Below are 17,933 nucleotides of genomic sequence, written 5' to 3'. Positions count from 1 at the left end.
ATAATAATTGACAAACACGTATTTTAAGCGAAAAATCAGCGTGTTTTTAAACCCTATATTTACCTGTGGGGTGCCCACCCCGTCAGTCCCTGATGTGCTCAAGCATCACCCCTTAATGGATTGATGAAATGTTCAATACTCTTTTTGTTGTTGACGATGAAACCTTATTAACCAACTCGATTGGCGTAACCAGTTTTAATGACTATTTACGCGATTATCCGAAAAAAAATGAGCCGAAAACGCGTATTATTAACTTATGTGATACCGAACGCTATTTAAGCCAAGGCTATTATTGTTCTTTGCTTGCTGAAGCGCGCGGTCATGCCGTTTTTCCGAGTGTTAAAACCATTAATGCGCTACGGGCTGAAGGCGCGTATTTATGGTTTGAAGGAGAGAAAACTCTCCCTGAACATGCAGGCTTAGGTGATATAAGTCTGTTAGTTTGTATGGGTGTTGTTATTGGTGGCGACTACAAAACTATTGCCCAACATGTTTTTCATGAACTACCGGCACCTTTATTAACCATCACCTTAATGCCAAATAGCAAAGGATTAAGAGTTAAAGTAAGCCGAGCCAGTTTACAACAAGTGCCAAAAGAGCATTTAGACAGTTGTTTGGCGATTATTGAACAAAGTTCCCGCACTGCTTATCGTAATCAACGTGGTAATAAAAAATACCGCTGGGATTTGGCTATCTTAGTTGATCCAAATGAACAAGTGCCGCCTAGCAACAAAGGTGCGCTCGAACGATTTATTAAAGCTGGTGCCAAATTAGGTATTCGTGCACAGCTCATAACCGCTGGTGAACTGGTGAATTTAAACCAATTTGATGGTTTATTTATTCGTGAAACAACAGCGATTAACCATCATACCTACCGCTTAGCTTATCAAGCGGAAGAACAAGGTATTGTGGTAATTGATGATGCCAATTCGATTTTACGTTGCTGTAACAAAGTGTTTTTACACGACGCTTTTAATTATCAAAAAGTGCCGAGCTTAAAAACCGAATTTATCACCGATTGTTCGACTGAAACTTTAGATAAATTAGAAGCAACCTTTGGTTATCCTATGGTTTTAAAGGTACCTGAAAGTGCTTTTTCCAAGGGGGTTTTTAAAGTGAAGTCACGTGCTGAACTTGAAAAGTTGATCATGGAAATTTTACAAGAGTCGGCATTAGTACTGGCACAAGAGTATTTATTTACCGACTATGATTGGCGCATTGGTGTATTAAACGGCCGAGCTTTATATGCCTGTCGCTATTATATGGCAAGAAATCATTGGCAAATTTACAACCATAGCTCATCACGCAATTTTTCCGGTGGTTTTGATACGCTCGCGACTTTTGAAGTCCCTCGACATGTTTTACAAGCAGCATTAAAAGCCGCAGCAGTGGTGGGAAATGGTTTATACGGCATTGATATTAAAGAAGTTGATGGTACAGCTTATGTTTTAGAAGTGAATGACAACCCTAATATTGACCGCAGCATTGAAGATGCTTATTTAGGTGAAGAACTGTATATGCAGGTGATGTCAGAATTTTTACGACGTTTTGAGCACAGAGGTCAATAATGACTAAGCTAATTAATACGCCAGCTAACGTTAATCTTTATCGAGCAAGACATGAACGAGCGCAATAACGTTATGATAAGTTCAGCAACGTTGGCTGACCTCAATGCTCTAGTGGCTTTAGAGCAAGCATGTTTTAAAAGTGATCAAATCAGTAAGCGCAGCTTTCGCCATCATATCAGCTCTAGTCATACCGATTTATGGTTAGCAAAATCAAATGATGGTGAGTTGCTCGGTTATGCCTTGGTATTAAAACAACAAGGCACACGGTTAGCGCGTTTATATTCATTAGCAACTGCCCCTACCGCTCGAGATTTAGGCATAGCTAAACAATTGCTTAAACATTGTGAACAACAAGCAGCCAACGACGAACGTCATTATTTACGTTTAGAGGTCGCTAAGTTAAATACCGGAGCCATTGCTTTATATCAAGCTTGTGGTTATCGGATATTTGGCGAATATGCCGATTATTATGACGATCATAGTGACGCTTTGCGAATGCAAAAACGCATTCGTACTATGGGTGATAAAGGTATTAAAAAACTCACTCCTTGGCTTAGTCAAAGTACCGAGTTTACCTGTGGTCCAACATCATTGATGATGGCTATGGCTAGCCTAAATGACAACTTAGTGTGCTCACTGGAATTAGAATTAGACTTATGGCGCGAAGCCACTACCATTTTTATGACTTCTGGTCATGGTGGCTGTCACCCATTTGGTTTAGCATTATCGGCACAACGTAGAGGATTTAACAGTTCGGTTTGGTTAAATACCGAGCAACCTTTGTTTGTTGATGGCGTAAGAAGCGAGCACAAAAAACAGATAATGACAGTGGTTCATCAACAAATGTTGACTCAATGTCAGGAAAACAAGGTGGCTATTGTCAGCCAAGCAATTTCATTTGATGATATTAAGCACTGTTTAGAGCATGGCGAAGCGGTACTTATTTTAGTCAGTACTTATCGCTTAGATGGGAAAAAATCGCCTCATTGGGTGGTAGTTACCGGCATTGATGAACGCTGTTTATTTGTCCACGACCCAGATCTCGATGAAGACAAACAAATGGCAATTGATTGCCAATATGTGCCAATTGCTTTTGAAGACTTTGATAAAATGGCAGCTTTTGGTAGCCAACGGTTAAGAGCGGCCGTGACGATTGCCGCGATAAACTAAAGCCATAAATTGTCCGCAATAAAAAGCCGTTATCTCAGACAAGATAACGGCTTTTTGTTATTTCATTTTTTAAAATTGGGGCTTAAAAATGTACGACAGCACCAAGGAACACACCTTTAAAATCAAGGTTGGTGTTTAAGTCATCAAGGTCAGAAAGCTCTAACTTAGTAGCGCGATAACCTAAATTAACATTAAAATCGACAGCAATATTATCTAATACCGCATAGCTGATACCTGCTTGATAGTCGTATAAGGTGTGATCATCAAACGATAATAAGTTACCTTCAGCAAACACATCAAAGCCAGTAAACGGTAAACCAATCACCGTTGAAACGTATAACATCGGTACAACGCCTGAAACATCTAAGCTACCTGTGTCGCTTGATGAACTTTCGGTAACAATAATTTCGCCATCAAAATCACGGCCGGTAATACCAACATCAATGGATAATAAATCGTTATCAAAAATTTCATAATACAAGGTGTAGTCAACATAACTTAAGTCAATATCGGTAGTAACATCACCATCAAAACTTTCACCACCAAAGTCAAAGGTAACTGTGCCATTACCCTCTGTTGTTAAGTCAGTACTGGCTAACTTCAAGTTTGGAATTAATGGGATCGGATGCTCTAACGCAGCAAAAAAGCTGCTGTTTTTTTCGTCATCAAAATTAAAGCTAGATTCAGAGCTGCCCTGCTCACCAAAAGAACCGGTAGTTTCCGCATTCCAAATACTACCACCAAGATATAACCCCAATAACGTATCCGCTTGAGCACTGGTTGCCATTAAGGCAGTAAGACCTGCTGCAATGATTGTTTTTTTCATGTTTTTTTATCCCTTACTTAATAAATCATTTAAATCGATTAATGCTGCATTGGCACGTGAAATAAAGTTTGCCATCACTAAAGAATGATTAGCTAACATACCAAAACCAGAACCGTTTAAAATCATCGGGCTCCAAATGGTTTCTTGGCTCGCTTCCAATTCGCGAATAATTTGCTGAACACTGACCTTAGCATTTTTATTTTCTAAAACGTCGTTAAAATCTATTTCAATAGCTTTTAAAAAGTGCAATAACGCCCAACAAGCACCACGCGCTTCATAAAACTCATCATCGAGCTTCCACCAACTGGTTTTCATGTCTAATTGTCGATCCGTTACGGTTGACTGCCTAGCTTTCTGATCATTAGCTAAATCAATATTCAACTGCTCTCGACCAACACTAACACTTAAGCGCTGAGAATAACTACCTAAGCGTTTTTGAACTTCATTTAACCAATTTCGTAAATTATCAGCACGGGCATAAAATTGCGCCCCTTGATCATTCACATCCGCTAACGCACTACGATAAGCATATAGCGCTGTGATTGCTTTTTCATATTCACTTTCTGCACTTGGCATAGCCCAACTAGTGTGATCAATATTTAATTGTGGCTGTGCAATTTTTAAAAAGTTATTTTCTATTGATTGTGACTGAGAACGGCTAAACTCTTGGCGCATGGCTAAAGACAGATCTCGGATCATTTCTAAAGCACCAAACTCCCAAGCCGGAATATTATCAAGAAATACTGACGGCGGCAGAACATCATTCGATAAATAACCACCTGGTTTATTAAGTATGGTTTCAGTAACCCGAATTAACGCCGTTGTTGTGGTATAGCCAACAACAGGTGCTACACTATCAGCGCTAGCATCCTTGGTAACTTCAGCACGAATATCAAATTGCTCGGGTTCAAAACTAAAATAAACACCGATAAAATAAAATACGATAAAAAACAGAAAAAACAGTAAACTAAATGACTTTGCGTTAATTGAAGGCTTCATATGATTTCCTTAATGATGATGGTGATGACGCTGCTTTATACTTTGCACAGGTAGGGTAATATTCACTACTTTTTGATCTTCAAAGATAAGATTTAAAGGTACTTGCTCGCCAGCCATCAACCCCTTAGTTAATTCAAATATCATGATATGTAAACCTGACGGTTCTAGTGTAACTTCGCTATTGGCGGGGATCAGAATATATGGCACTTGACGCATTTTCATCATACCACTCTCGGTCATTGAATGTTCATGCAATTCAAGCCGAGGGCTTACTTTACTGGTCACTGCGATCAATTTTAAAGCTTGCTGATGAGTATTATGAATAGTTAAATAAGCCGAGCTAATCGAAGTACCCGGTATAGTTTCACGAATATGACCTTGGGAAATTTCAACACATTCTAAAACAGAATTTTCACTAAAAGCCGGTAAACTTAATAATGTAAAAAAAACAAAAAACCAACTTTTTAATCTTAATATCATGAGTAATATTCCCTTTTACACGGCAGTATTGGTAAGCTCATTTCACTACAGTAATACTTATCCATTAATAAATATAGTCTGAAAAATAATTACTTAAGTATAACACTATGCGTTTTCATGATTATTACATTGTTATCATAAAAAGAAAAAACATATTGATTAAATTCGCTCTTTTATTAACAAGCTCGCTAACTTTTAAGCTTAGCTGCAAAAATAATCATCGCGGCTTTTATCTCGGCATAAAAAATATAACAAACAAGCAACCAAAACCACTGGCCAAAAAGCACCTAATATCGCCAGCACTATCGCTAAAAATACCAAGCCAATAATGAAGATAATCGTACCAAAAACAGCAAAGACAACGACACTGGCGACTATAATAAAAAATAATGCCGCTAATGCTGATAAGTTAATCGCTTTCATCGATTCAAGCCATGATGCATGTTCAGCTACACCATAACCAATAACATTAAAAATTGATGAACCTAAAAAGTAGGTGATTAATAGTGTTACCAAAATAGCGATCATTAACGCTTTAAAGAAAGCCATAATTTAGCGCTTCGGTAAAAATAATGCCGCGCCAATATAAGCAATGGCAGCCACTTTCGTAAAGCTAATTAAACATAGCACGGCAATAATACGAACGGCTAATTTAGGCATCAAGAAGTAGTTTGCTAATCCGGCACACACTCCAGTTAACTTGCCATTTTCAACATCTTTGGTTAATTTTCTTTCGCTACTTTTATAGTCATAGTTCATGATTAATTTCCTTACTCATCGTTTCAAATACCTGTAACAAACTAGCAAATAAGTTACATAGCAAAGGTAATAAAAAAAAGGTTAATACGGGCACAATAAAGATCAATAAGCCCGTAGTATTGTTGACATTTATCATCAGTTATTCCTTTAAACTGAGTTAACTAACTCGCTAATTTTTCACGTATAGCGCTTAGCTCTTTGTCTATCACTGCGGCTTGCGCCAAACTTTCTAACTCGGCTAATTCGCCAGTAGCTGAAGTATTTTTTGTTATGTCGTAAGCGGCAACTTGGGCTTCAATCTGTTCAACTTTTTGCTCATATAATTCGAACTTTGCCAACGTAGCTTCAATGTTATAGCTTGCGGATTTCGCTTTTAATGCTAAGCGAGTACTCGCTGCTTGACGACGTAACAACAAGGTTTTTTGGCGCGCTTTAGCATCATGTATTTTTTCATTTAAACGCTGACTATCTTGCTGAATGCTCGTTAACGATAATTCAATTTGTGATAATTCATTTTGGCTATTGTCGATACTTTTTTGAATATGTTGCTTTTCAATTAATGCTTGTTTAGCCAAATCTTCACGATCTTTTGTTATGGCTAACTCCGCTTTTTCTTGCCATTGCTGCAATAACTTTTCTTGTTCTTTCATTACACGCTGACAAGCTTGTTTTTCGGCTAAATGTTTAGCGGCAACGGCTCTAATATCAATTAACGCCTCGTCCATTTCTTGAATAATCAACTTGATCATTTTTTCAGGATCTTCTGCTTTTTCTAACAAATGGTTCAAATTAGCATTGACGATATCGGTAAAACGACTAAATACACTCATAATTTTCCACCTTGGAAGTTGTTATTAACTAATAGACATATTACAAGTGGCATGCCAAAACATTAATTCATTGAAATATAAGGAAATATTAAAAAAACCGTAAAAACGAAAAATAATGACATAATATGACAAACCATTAATTAGCTTTTTTAACTAAAAAATGGTTAATTATAAAATCAAATAAGAAATGCGTGGGTGATTTTATCAATCCCCACGCGAATAGGTGTTAAAAGATTAGCAACTGACGTTTAATGAGTGTGTGCTTAATACCAATCCGTATAAGTTAAACTTGGTTGAGTAATTGATGAGCTTGAAGCCAAAATTGACTTGAAATTTTATTGATCACATTCGATTCAGCATTAATTAATATAGCAAAACCAACGCCTAACTCTGGTGAATAACCAATATCAGCTCGAAAGCCAGCTACCCAACCAGAATGATAAATAATCGAAGTATTGTCTAGTTGATAGATACGCCACCCATAACCATAGTGCGCATCGGTTAAATGTTTACGCCAGAACTTTCGACGTAAATCTTTTTTCGTTTTAATGCGTGGCGTGATTAATTCTGCAACTAAACCTGATGGTAAAACCTCAGGCTGATAACCCATATTAGCCATAAGCCATTTTGCTAAGTCACTTATGCTGGCATTAATACCCGCTGCGGTTTCTACTTTGTAGAAGTCGGGTTCTACGGCCACCTTACGCCAAACATACTTATAAATAAATTGCCCTTGGAGATTTTTACGAGGTGTTTTAATTTTATTAATTAACACATGAGGTTTAGCCGTGTTTTCAGCCATCATAAAGGCATTATAACCAACAGAAGTATTCACCATATTTAAAGGGGTAAATAACTTTTCTTGTAGTAATTGTGAATAACTTTTATCTTGCCTTGCTTCAATTGCTGGTTGTAAAAAACCATATAAAACATTTTGATAGCCGTAACACTTTTCCGGTGGGCAAATCGGGGTGAGTTTATCAAAGCGTCCAATAATTTTATCCATACTCCAATTTTCATGGAGTAAGTTATCGTAAGTATTTGGCATCAGGCCACTGGAATGACTTAAAATATGCTTTAGCTGGATATTGTCAGCCTGCCCTTTTTTACTTAAGGCAAATGCAGGCACATATTGCGTGATAGGATCAGACAAGTTAAGTAGATTATCTTGGGCTAACATAGTGGTTAACGTCGCCGCAAACGTTTTAGACACCGACGCTAAACGAAAAACCGTATCTGCAGTAACCTTTTTGGATTTCGCTTGATCAACATAGCCGTATGTTTCTAACGCTGAAACTTTATCTTTGTGAATAACAGCATAAGCCGCACCTGGAATATTATGTTGAGCAAGCTCTGTTTTTACTTTCACCGAAAAAGCTCGGTTAAACTCACTCAAGGTATTGCTATATGCTGGTGGTATAAAACACAAAGCCAATAAAACAAAGCGAAATAACATTAACTTAATCAACCTAAGCATTAAGGCATTTGAACAAGCGAAAAAGCTTGTTTTAAAAACTGACCATTATTGTTTTCTTCAAAACGGGCATTTTCACTTAAAAATCGTCGAAACTGTTTTGCTCCGCCTAAGCCATTACACAAACCTAACATATGCCTAACTACGTGCCAAACACGGCCACCTTCCGCAACATATCGGTCGCAATAATCAGCCATAATGTCGATAATTTCAGGCCGAGTTAAAGCGTTAACATTATCACCCCATATTTGCTGATCTGCTTCTACTAACATAAACGGGTTTTGGTAAATTTCTCGACCAATCATCACACCATCAAGTTTAGTTAAGTGTTCATTAGCTTGCGCAAAAGAGGTAATACCGCCGTTTATTGAAATTTCACTGTTGGGGAAATCTTGTTTTATTTGATAAACACGGTGGTAATCTAATGGCGGAACTTCACGGTTTTGCTTAGGGCTCAAGCCTGACAGCCAAGCTTTACGCGCATGGATAATAAAATGCTGACAACCAGCACTACTAACGGTTTCAATAAACTGATGCAAAAATTCATAACTGTCTTGATCATCAATACCAATACGAGACTTAACCGTAACCGGAATATTAACTGCTGCTTGCATGGCACTAACACACTCCGCGACCAAGTTAGGCTCAGCCATTAAACAAGCGCCAAAACGACCATTTTGAACACGATCAGACGGGCAACCGACATTAATATTGACCTCATCATAACCTAACTGCTCTGCCCGCTTAGCGCACTCGGTTAATGCTTTAGGATCACTACCACCTAATTGCAACACCACCGGATGTTCTTCATCATTAAAGCCAAGATAATCACCTTTACCAAAAATAATCGCGCCTGTGGTTACCATTTCGGTATACAGTACCGTACGTTTAGACATAACGCGGTAAAAATATCGGCAATGGCGATCAGTCCAATCAAGCATTGGAGCGACTGAAAGTTTGTGGCTTATCGGTGTTGAGTAATTCACATCTAACCTTTTGAATAATAGTAATTTATTGGTGTTTTCATCTTATTGCGAGAAAAAACGTGGCAAATTATACCATTAGTAAACGTCCAAATAAAAAATAACTCTTCTTAAAATATTTTATAAAAATAAATATTGAAAAATAATTTAGCTATCCCTATATATTTTTCAACTTCGTTAATCACCTTATTTAATGGGAATATCCCCAGTAAACAAAGGAAATAAATAATGTTTTTATCGAGTTATCATGCAAAGGTTTTAATTATCAAAATTAAAACAGTTAAGTTTAAACCTACTCATAAAAACACAACGAAGCTTCTTTTTATTTATTCAAATAATTAAATTTATATTAGGAAGGTAATATGTTGGAAGTTAAAAATTTAACGCGGAAATATAACCAATTTATTGCTGTGAACGATGTTAGCTTTACAGTTAATAAAGGGGAGGTTATTGGTTTACTCGGTCATAATGGTGCCGGCAAAACCACTATCATGAAAATGCTCAGTGGCTTTTTAGAAGCCGATTCTGGCAACATTTCATTTGATGGCTTAAGCCTATCTGAGCATTTAAAACAAATTCAGTTAAATTTAGGTTATTTACCCGAAAACTTACCGGTATATCCTGAAATGATTGTCGCCGATTATTTAGATTATGCTGCCGACTTAAAGGGGTTAAAAGGACACAAAAAACACGCTGAAATTAAGCGTGTAATTAAAGCCACCGACATTAGCGAAAAATTACTCGCGCCCATTTCTCAATTATCTCGTGGTTTTAAACAACGAGTGGGGGTTGCGCAAGCTATTTTAGGAAAGCCTAAATTACTCATTCTTGATGAGCCTACCAATGGTTTAGATCCCAAACAAACACAACATATGCGTGATTTAATTTTGGATATCGCCGAAGAAGCTACCGTTATTATTTCTACTCACATTATGCAAGAGGTGGAAGCCTTATGTTCTCGAGTGCTTATTGTTAATTCGGGGGCTTTAGTTGTTGACGCAAGTCTTGAAGAATTAAAACAAAGCCATCAACTGCTGCTTGAAACATCACTTAACCAGCAAGCGGCAACTCAACTTAAACAAATAAACGGTGTTAAAAATATCTCACTGGTTCAATCAAACATATCGGCAGAAGGTATTAAACAATACAAAGTTGAACTAACAAAAGATCTGCCCATTGCTCCAATTAGTGCCGCTATTGCTAAATATATAATTGATAAGAATGAATCTCTATACAGCCTAACACCGCAAAAGCGTGATTTAGAAACCTTATTTAAAGAAGTAAATGAACAGCAATATCAGCATAAGGAGAGTAAAAATGCAGCCTGATATTCAAAAAACAATCAACACAGCGCCATCGGGCAATATCAAACGTATTGCCGCGAAAGAAATTAATCTATTTTTTGCCTCGCCAATTGCCTATTTATTCTTGGCAACCTTTGCGGCTATTACCTTGTTTATTTTTTTCTGGGGGGAATCATTTTTTGCCCGCAACATCTCAGATGTTCGTCCGTTATTTGAATGGATGCCAGTATTATTAATTTTCCTTAGTGCTACTTTAACCATGCGCCTATGGAGTGAAGAACGTCGAAGTGGCACCTTAGAATATATACTTACCCAAGCTGTGCCGTTATGGCATTTTGTTGTCGGTAAATTTATCGGCTGCTTACTGCTGTTAATTATTGCATTAATTATTACCTTACCTATTCCCCTAACCGTTGCCATGATTGGCGATCTAGATTGGGGGCCAGTGTGGTCAGGTTATATTGCCACCATACTTTTAGGGGCAGCTTATTTAAGTATTGGTTTATTTGTTTCAGCCAAAAGCGATAATCAAATTGTTAGTTTGATCAGCGCCAGTGTTTTATGCGGTATTTTCTATCTAATTGGCACCAGCACCTTAACTGATTTTTTTGGCACCCAAATGGGTGAATACATGCGGTTACTCGGAACGGGTTCTCGTTTTGAAGCGATCACTCGAGGCGTAATTGATCTGCGCGATTTATACTATTACATCAGCATTACTTTAATATTTTTAACGTTAAATACCTTAGTGCTAGAACGAGAACGCTGGACTAATAAAATAAACAACAACCAAGCTAAGCCACTTCACAAACATTGGTTGACAATAAGCAGCTTAATTATTATCAATGCTTTTGCTGCAAACTTTTGGTTAGGACAAATAAATACCCTACGAGTTGATGTTACCCAAGGTCAGCAATATTCCATTTCCGATGCCACCAAAGGTTATTTAAAACAACTACAAGAACCTTTATTGGTAAGAGGCTATTTTAGCCGTAAAACCCACCCGCTGTTAGCGCCATTAGTACCACAAATGCGTGATTTAATGAATGAATACGCCATTGCTGGGCAAGGTAAAGTACGTGTTGAATTTATTGACCCTATTGCCGAACCGGAATTAGAAAAAGAAGCCAATCAAAAATACGGTATTCGCCCTGTTCCTTTTCAGGTAGCTGACCGTTATCAATCTTCAATTGTTAGCTCTTATTTTAATATCGTATTGCAATATGGCGATCAACACCAAGTACTGGCTTTTAATGACCTTATCGAAGTTAAATCGCAAGGTGTTGGTGATATTGAAGTACAGCTACGCAACCCTGAGCATGACTTAACCCGAGGTATTAAAAAAGTACTAAACAGCTATCAAGCGGGCGGTAACTTATTTGACACCATAAAAGATAACATTACTTTTACTGGTTATATCTCAGCGCAAGAACAACTGCCAGAGCAACTTGCAAACTTTAAAACCAGCATAAATAAACACTTAAGCGAGCTTAAAAACAACTCGTCACAACGGTTCGATTTTCAGTTTATCGACCCACAAGCCAATGGCGGAAAAGTTGCACAAGAAATTGCTGAAAAACATGGCTTTGCGCCAATGTCGACTAGCATTTTTAGCCAAGAGCAATTCTATTTTTATATGGTGTTAGAAAGCGACCAGCAAAGTATTCAAATACCCTTTTCGAGTATTGATGAAAACGAATTTGAACGAAACTTCACCGCCAGTTTAAAACGTTTTGCTACCGGCTTTACTAAAAACATTGCCCTTGTTACTCCACCAGCTACCGCCAATCCTTATGCCGGACAATTTGGTATGCCGTCTAGTGCTCAGGGGCCACAATTTAATCAATTACGCACTTTTTTATCTGAAGAATTAAATGTACAAAGTGAAGATTTATCAGATGGCTCTGTTGCCGGAGATGCTGATATTTTAGTACTTGCTGCACCACAAGCTTTAGACGAAAAACAACTATTTGCTGTTGATCAATTTTTAATGCAAGGCGGAACTGTGATAGCCACAACATCTCCTTATCGCGCCAACCTTGCAAGTGGCCGTTTGTCGCTGCAACAACAAAATAGCGGCTTACAAGAGTGGTTAACCCACCACGGCTTCACGTTAGAAAACAGCTTAGTGCTTGATCCTCAAAACACCGCGTTCCCTATTCCAATCACACGGAATGTTGGTGGTCTTCAGATTCAAGACCTACGTATGTTTGATTACCCATATTTTGTTGATATTCGAGGCACGGGCTTAAATCAAGACAATGCCATTACCGCAGATTTACGGCAAGTTACTATTCCGTGGGCGTCACCAATAACCATTGATGAAACCAAACAACAAAGCCGAACCTTAACACCGTTAATTACCAGTAGTGAACAGTCTTGGTTGTCATCATCTCTAGACATAATGCCCAAAATCAATCAGCTCGGGGAAGCATCTTATCGCGCAGAAGGTGAACAAAAACAGCAAACCCTCGCAGTGATCAGTCAAGGGCAATTTACTTCATTCTTTGCTGATAAATCATCACCTCTAATTGATAAAACTGATGATAACAACAATGAAGTAGCTGCGGATGAAACGCAAGCAACTGAGAGCCAAAGTAAAGCTGAAAACAAAGATGAAGCGGTTGAACAAGCAAGTGAATTACAGCTAGATCAAATCATCAAACGTTCACCTGAGTCTGCTCGGTTAATTCTCATTAGTTCTAATGATGTCATGAACGATCAAGTGCTGAGCTTTTTAAGCCAAGGCCAACAAACTGAATATTTAAATAGCTTACAACTGATCGCCAACGCCATTGACTGGTCGCTTGAAGATGCAGGGCTATTAAGTATTCGCTCTCGCGGGCACTTTAACCGAACATTACCTCCTATGGAGCAATCAGAGCAAATGACTTGGGAATACTTAAATTACGGCATGGCCATTTTATTATTGCTATGTGTCGCGCTGATTATTCGTCAAAAACGAAAAAGCCGTATGCAAAATTTCGTTAACTTATATACCGAAGATACAACCACAAAAGGAGCTTAACAAATGAAATTAAAACAAAATTTATTTCACCTTTTGCTAGCTCAACTGGTGTTGATCGTTGCTTTGTTTTTTGCTTTTCAACCTGATCCAACCAGCAATAAAAAACAGCCTTTAGTGCCTGTTGAGCAAAAAAATATAACAAAGCTGGTGATTGATGATGGTGAACAAAGCATTAATTTAGTAAAAAAAGGCAGCAGTTGGTATTTACCTAACTTTCACAACTTACCTGTTAACTCAGCTAAGCTAACCCAATTTTTACAAAAATTAACGGGTACCGAAGTTACTTGGCCAGTAACAACCACCAGCCAAAGTCATGACCGTTTTGAGGTCAGTGATGATAACTTCCAGCGCAAAATTAGTTTTTATGAAAATGAAAACGAACAAGCAAGCTTGTTATTAGGTACTTCGCCCTCGTTTAAAAAGGTGCATAGTCGCCTTTCATCGTCTGATGATATTTATGCAATTGACTTTAATAACTACGAAGCGAGTACCGATAATAATAGCTGGCTAGATAAATCGTTACTTGCGGTGAAAGAAGTTGCCTCACTGTCAACAGACAGCCTAACTCTGGAAAAAAACAACGGACAATGGCAATTTAGTCAAAGTGAACATGGCGAGGTTGACCAAGATAAAGTAAGTGAAATCATTAACACTTTACGTTTGTTATCAATATTGGATGTTGCCAGTAATGATATCAGCTTGCTTGATGAGCAAGCGAAAACGCAAAGTATTACTTTTTCAGTTAGTTCTATCATAGGTAAAACCGTTAATTTTTCATTATTTGAAATTGACGATAACTACTATGTAAAAACCGATGAGCACGCCGCCATTTTTACGCTAGCAAAAAAAGATTTTGACACCTTAACGCAATTAAACCTTGATACGGTTAAAAAAATCGAACAAGCGGCTGATACAGAAAAAACAGAAGAGGCTGAAGCAACACAAAATAGTCAGTAACAGCAAAGTATCATTAATTAGTATGTTCACCAGAGAAAACAACGCGCTTTTCTCTGGTGAATAAAATGAATAAAGTACCGTTTCTAGGAGGTGCATGATGGATACAATGATGAGCCTTACACTAACTAACGACACTCATGCGTTAACAACAAATGCAGGACAAAACCTAACAGGAAGTTTTCAACAATACTTAAATCATGTAAATAGTTTACCGATACTTTCTCAACAAGAAGAAATTCATTTATTCGAGCAGTATCAACAAAATAATGACCTTAATGCTGTAAAAGAAATAATTCAATCACACTTACGCTTTGTTGCTCATATTGCTCGCGGGTACCATGGCTATGGCCTGCCATTAGAAGATCTAGTGCAAGAAGGTAATATTGGCTTAATGAAATCGGTTAAGCGTTTCAATTTATCCTATGGCGTACGGTTTGTATCTTTTGCAGTACATTGGATAAAAGCTGAAATTCACGAATTTGTTATTAAAAATTGGCGTCTTGTAAAAATAGCAACAACCAAAGCGCAGAGAAAACTATTTTTTAATTTGCGTAAAATGAAACAACAACTTGGCTGGATGAATAGCGAAGATAAACAAAAAGTAGCCGAGTATTTAGACGTAGATGTGGACGAAGTAACCACCATGGAAACTCGTTTATATCAACAAGATGCTTTTTTTGATGAGTCGTTTGGTGAAGCAAACAACGAAGATCCTGATAGCAACACCGCCGCTGGCAAGTACTTAGAAGATAAACGTTGGACTCCAGAAAACACCCTGATTAAAGCCAATAGTTCGCAACATTTACAAACGTTATTAACCCAAAGTTTGAGTGAATTGGATGCCCGCGAATATGAAATTATTACAGCTCGCTGGCTAACCAAGCAAACCCCAATAACCTTACACGAATTAGCGACTAAGTTTGGTGTTTCCAATGAGCGAGTAAGACAAATAGAGCAACGAGCATTGGCTAAAATTAAAAAGTATTTAATGGCTAATGAACCAGAGCTAACAATGGCTGAATTTAACTGCTTTGGATAATTAGCAATCAAGTATTGGCTGGGGTTAACTATAAAGAGACATTCTAAACCGTGGAATGTCTCTTTTTTTTAAATCGTAAGGCGATCATTACCTCATACATAGCGTTTTATAGCAAGGGCAATACTGGGTCGTTAGTTGTTTGCATTTTGGCTAAAATAATTTGTTCAAAGCGATGAATAATAGCTTTATGCTCCGCTGATAATTGCTCCGAAATCAGATTAGTCGTTTCTTGTGGGTCGTTTGATAAATCGTAAAATTCATCACGCCCTGTATTTAAAAAGTCTTTGATTAATTTATAGCGGCCATCACTATATGCGCGCATTTGAGTTAGCGACTGATGAAGGGTTGAATACGCCGCATAATAATCTGTTGATAAAACCACATTCTCATCAAGTAAAGCCGGCACAAAACTTTGCCCACGAATAATGGTATCAGGTTTCGCTTTAGTTTTTGCCAAGTCAACTAAGGTTGGAAACCAATCAAGATTAGAGAAGGTTGACGGATTGCTAGTATTAGCAGGAATAACCCCAGGCCAGCGAACAATTGTCGGCACTTTTAAACTGTTGTTATACATATTAGGCCGTTGATTATCTGGAATATTAGCCGTTCCTTTTGGAGATTCATGTAATAACCAAAAACCATTACCTTTATGCCAAATACCGTTATGAGCAATGTTATAACCATGATCAGAGGTAAAAATCACAACCGTATTGTTTGCTAAACCCAGTTTATCTAGCGAGGTTAATAAACGACCAACGTTTCTATCAATACCACGTACACTTGATAAGTACTCACGCATTAATTGTTTAGCGCGTTTGGTATTCAAATCAGGATAATTAGGATGTGCTAGCTTAATATCCATATTTTTATAAGGGGAAAAATCTTCCGGTGCTACCGGAAAAAACGGATAATGTGGTGCGCGATAATGTAATGATAAAACAAATTTATCAGCTCTATTTTTCTCAATAAAAGCAATAGCTTCATCGGTTAAAATATCAGTTGTTAAGCCCTGATATTGTTTGTCTTCGCCATTTTTGTTCAAAACTGGGTTTAGTGGTTTTGTGCCACCGGCTTGAAAACCAATAAATTCATCATAACCATGCTTGGTAGGCTGATGCTCAGCTTTTTCTCCCACATGCCACTTACCAATTAAGCCTGTATAATAGCCAGCTTGTTGTAAAATTTCAGGCCAAGTTTCATAACTTGCATCAAGGCCAAGATCAGGTTGATTACCGGTTAACGATTTTGCTTTATTAGTTTTGATCCAGTCATCAATACCTAGTTCATAACCATACTGTGAGGTTAGCAAGCCAGCACGAGACGGGCTACACACTGGGGTTGTTGAATACGCGTTAGGAAAATACATACCTTGGGATGCCATTTTATCTAAATTCGGCGTTAATGCTTGAGCATTACCTGATTTTCCTAATGCCCAAGGTGCTTGATCATCGGTATAAATAAAAAGGATATTTGGCGTAGCGCGTTGTGTTAACTTACTCGTTTTAGCAGCAGCTATTTGGTTTTCATTACTAGTGGGTGCTTGAACACAAGCAACTAAGGCTATGATTGACACAGCTATTAAGATTGTTTTTTTCATCGTTATACCCCTCAGCTTACTCACTTATTTAGGGTAAGCTGCTTAATAATATTATCTAAACCTTGTTTAGAAGCTTTTACTGCTTGTAATGGTGTCATGCCATCAGGGTATTCTTCTTGCTCAATCACTATCCACTCAGTGCCACCATGTTCAATATTGGCTTTAATTAATTCAGCCCAATCAAAGCTGTCTTGCCCAATGATCACAGGTTTTGAGTGTTCTCCTTTTTTCGTCCGTATTTTATAGTGCGTAGTTACGGTACGATTTGGGTATTGCTTCACATAGTTAACCGGATTTTGATCAGCATAATTTGCCCAACCAACATCTAACTGAAGAACAACGTCTTTTGGTGTATTGCTGGCTAAATAATCCCAAAAAGTCGCATCAGCAAAGCTGTTAAATTCTTTAGCATGGTTATGATAACCAACCAACATACCAAAGCGTTTAGCCGTACGTGAAATTTCAGTAATTTCAGCAACAAAATCAGCTATTTTTTCAGGGTCATCAATGCGTTTATCATGTGGAATTATCACCAAATGCGCACCTAATGCCTTTAAAAATTTAAATGTTTTATTACCGTTTTCACCAAGTAGGTTTTTAGTGGGTATGTGAGCACCACTGGCCTTTAAACCTAACGAGTTTAGGAAGTTTTTGAGCCCTTGAGGATCATTAGCATAAGGCCCATACCTACCCGCAAATTCCACACCTTGAAAGCCCATATTAGCAATAGCCTTTAAAGTGCCTTCAAAATCATTGGCAATATCAAGTTTTACAGAATGTAACTGTACACTAACAGGTGGTACTTTTAAGGTTGATGGCTCAGCCGACAAAAACGTACTGACCAACAAAATTACCCCTGCAAACACTATGTTGAATTTACCTATACTCTTCATTATTTTTTCTCTTTTTATTTATTATG

The 17,933-nt window shown here is 37.7% G+C and carries 16 protein-coding genes; 6 read left to right on the top strand and 10 right to left on the bottom strand.

Translation table 11 applies throughout. The features are described from left to right. Positions 1–128: 128 nt before the first annotated feature. Positions 129–1,568: a RimK family ATP-grasp domain-containing protein gene (locus ACSLUO_RS01220; RefSeq protein WP_448245494.1), complete on the top strand. Its 1,440-nt coding sequence runs from the start codon at positions 129–131 to the stop codon at positions 1,566–1,568. Positions 1,569–1,619: 51 nt separating this feature from the next. After that, the gene (locus ACSLUO_RS01215; protein ID WP_448245493.1) at positions 1,620–2,738 is read left to right on the top strand and encodes a GNAT family N-acetyltransferase/peptidase C39 family protein; all 1,119 of its coding nucleotides are present in this window, start codon (positions 1,620–1,622) and stop codon (positions 2,736–2,738) included. An 82-nt stretch (positions 2,739–2,820) separates the two neighbouring features. On the opposite strand, the gene ACSLUO_RS01210 is transcribed toward ACSLUO_RS01215, so the two are convergent. The 8 genes from ACSLUO_RS01210 to dusA all read right to left on the bottom strand — a co-directional run bounded on the left by ACSLUO_RS01210 (position 2,821) and on the right by dusA (position 9,047). Beyond that, entirely contained in the window at positions 2,821–3,564 is a 744-nt protein-coding gene (locus ACSLUO_RS01210; RefSeq protein WP_448245492.1) for a TIGR04219 family outer membrane beta-barrel protein, read from the bottom strand. Positions 3,565–3,570: 6 nt separating this feature from the next. Next, positions 3,571–4,563 carry a DUF2333 family protein gene (locus ACSLUO_RS01205; protein WP_448245491.1) on the bottom strand — a complete coding sequence of 331 codons (993 nt, stop codon included), beginning with the start codon at positions 4,561–4,563 and terminating at the stop codon, positions 3,571–3,573. A 9-nt stretch (positions 4,564–4,572) separates the two neighbouring features. Further along, complete coding sequence (locus ACSLUO_RS01200) at positions 4,573–5,043, bottom strand: copper chaperone PCu(A)C (RefSeq protein WP_448245490.1); 471 nt, start codon at positions 5,041–5,043, stop codon at positions 4,573–4,575. Positions 5,044–5,244: 201 nt separating this feature from the next. Then, positions 5,245–5,592, bottom strand: a complete 348-nt coding sequence (locus ACSLUO_RS01195; protein WP_448245489.1) for a hypothetical protein — start codon at positions 5,590–5,592, stop codon at positions 5,245–5,247. A 3-nt stretch (positions 5,593–5,595) separates the two neighbouring features. Continuing rightward, entirely contained in the window at positions 5,596–5,802 is a 207-nt protein-coding gene (locus ACSLUO_RS01190) for a PspC domain-containing protein (protein ID WP_448245488.1), read from the bottom strand. A 161-nt stretch (positions 5,803–5,963) separates the two neighbouring features. Beyond that, on the bottom strand, positions 5,964–6,632 hold the full coding sequence (locus ACSLUO_RS01185; protein WP_448245487.1) for a PspA/IM30 family protein: 669 nt from the start codon (positions 6,630–6,632) through the stop codon (positions 5,964–5,966). Positions 6,633–6,915: 283 nt separating this feature from the next. Continuing rightward, a complete protein-coding gene (locus ACSLUO_RS01180) occupies positions 6,916–8,088 on the bottom strand; it encodes a serine hydrolase domain-containing protein (protein ID WP_448245486.1) in 1,173 nt (390 codons plus the stop codon). A 20-nt stretch (positions 8,089–8,108) separates the two neighbouring features. Continuing rightward, positions 8,109–9,047 (bottom strand): tRNA dihydrouridine(20/20a) synthase DusA, encoded by a 939-nt coding sequence (gene dusA, locus ACSLUO_RS01175; RefSeq protein WP_448246153.1) that lies wholly within the window; start codon positions 9,045–9,047, stop codon positions 8,109–8,111. A 404-nt stretch (positions 9,048–9,451) separates the two neighbouring features. On the opposite strand from dusA, the gene ACSLUO_RS01170 reads away from it, so the two are divergent. The 4 genes from ACSLUO_RS01170 (at position 9,452) to rpoH (ending at position 15,417) form a co-directional block, all read left to right on the top strand. Continuing rightward, entirely contained in the window at positions 9,452–10,417 is a 966-nt protein-coding gene (locus ACSLUO_RS01170; protein WP_448245485.1) for an ABC transporter ATP-binding protein, read from the top strand. Then, a complete protein-coding gene (locus tag ACSLUO_RS01165) occupies positions 10,407–13,421 on the top strand; it encodes a Gldg family protein (protein WP_448245484.1) in 3,015 nt (1,004 codons plus the stop codon). Before ACSLUO_RS01170 ends, ACSLUO_RS01165 begins: the two co-directional genes overlap by 11 nt. 3 nt (positions 13,422–13,424) lie before the next feature. After that, on the top strand, positions 13,425–14,378 hold the full coding sequence (locus ACSLUO_RS01160; protein WP_448245483.1) for a DUF4340 domain-containing protein: 954 nt from the start codon (positions 13,425–13,427) through the stop codon (positions 14,376–14,378). A 94-nt stretch (positions 14,379–14,472) separates the two neighbouring features. After that, a complete protein-coding gene (gene rpoH / locus ACSLUO_RS01155; RefSeq protein WP_448245482.1) occupies positions 14,473–15,417 on the top strand; it encodes an RNA polymerase sigma factor RpoH in 945 nt (314 codons plus the stop codon). A 106-nt stretch (positions 15,418–15,523) separates the two neighbouring features. Here the strand turns inward: rpoH and ACSLUO_RS01150 are convergent, their stop codons facing one another. After that, positions 15,524–17,014 (bottom strand): sulfatase family protein, encoded by a 1,491-nt coding sequence (locus ACSLUO_RS01150; protein WP_448245481.1) that lies wholly within the window; start codon positions 17,012–17,014, stop codon positions 15,524–15,526. A gap of 20 nt (positions 17,015–17,034) precedes the next feature. After that, positions 17,035–17,907: a sugar phosphate isomerase/epimerase family protein gene (locus ACSLUO_RS01145; protein ID WP_448245480.1), complete on the bottom strand. Its 873-nt coding sequence runs from the start codon at positions 17,905–17,907 to the stop codon at positions 17,035–17,037. Positions 17,908–17,933 lie beyond the last annotated feature (26 nt).

The sequence above is a fragment of the Thalassotalea agariperforans genome (assembly GCF_053470345.1).
The sequence above is the reverse complement of the archived record's forward strand: the minus strand, read 5'-3'. Positions and strand labels throughout refer to the sequence as shown.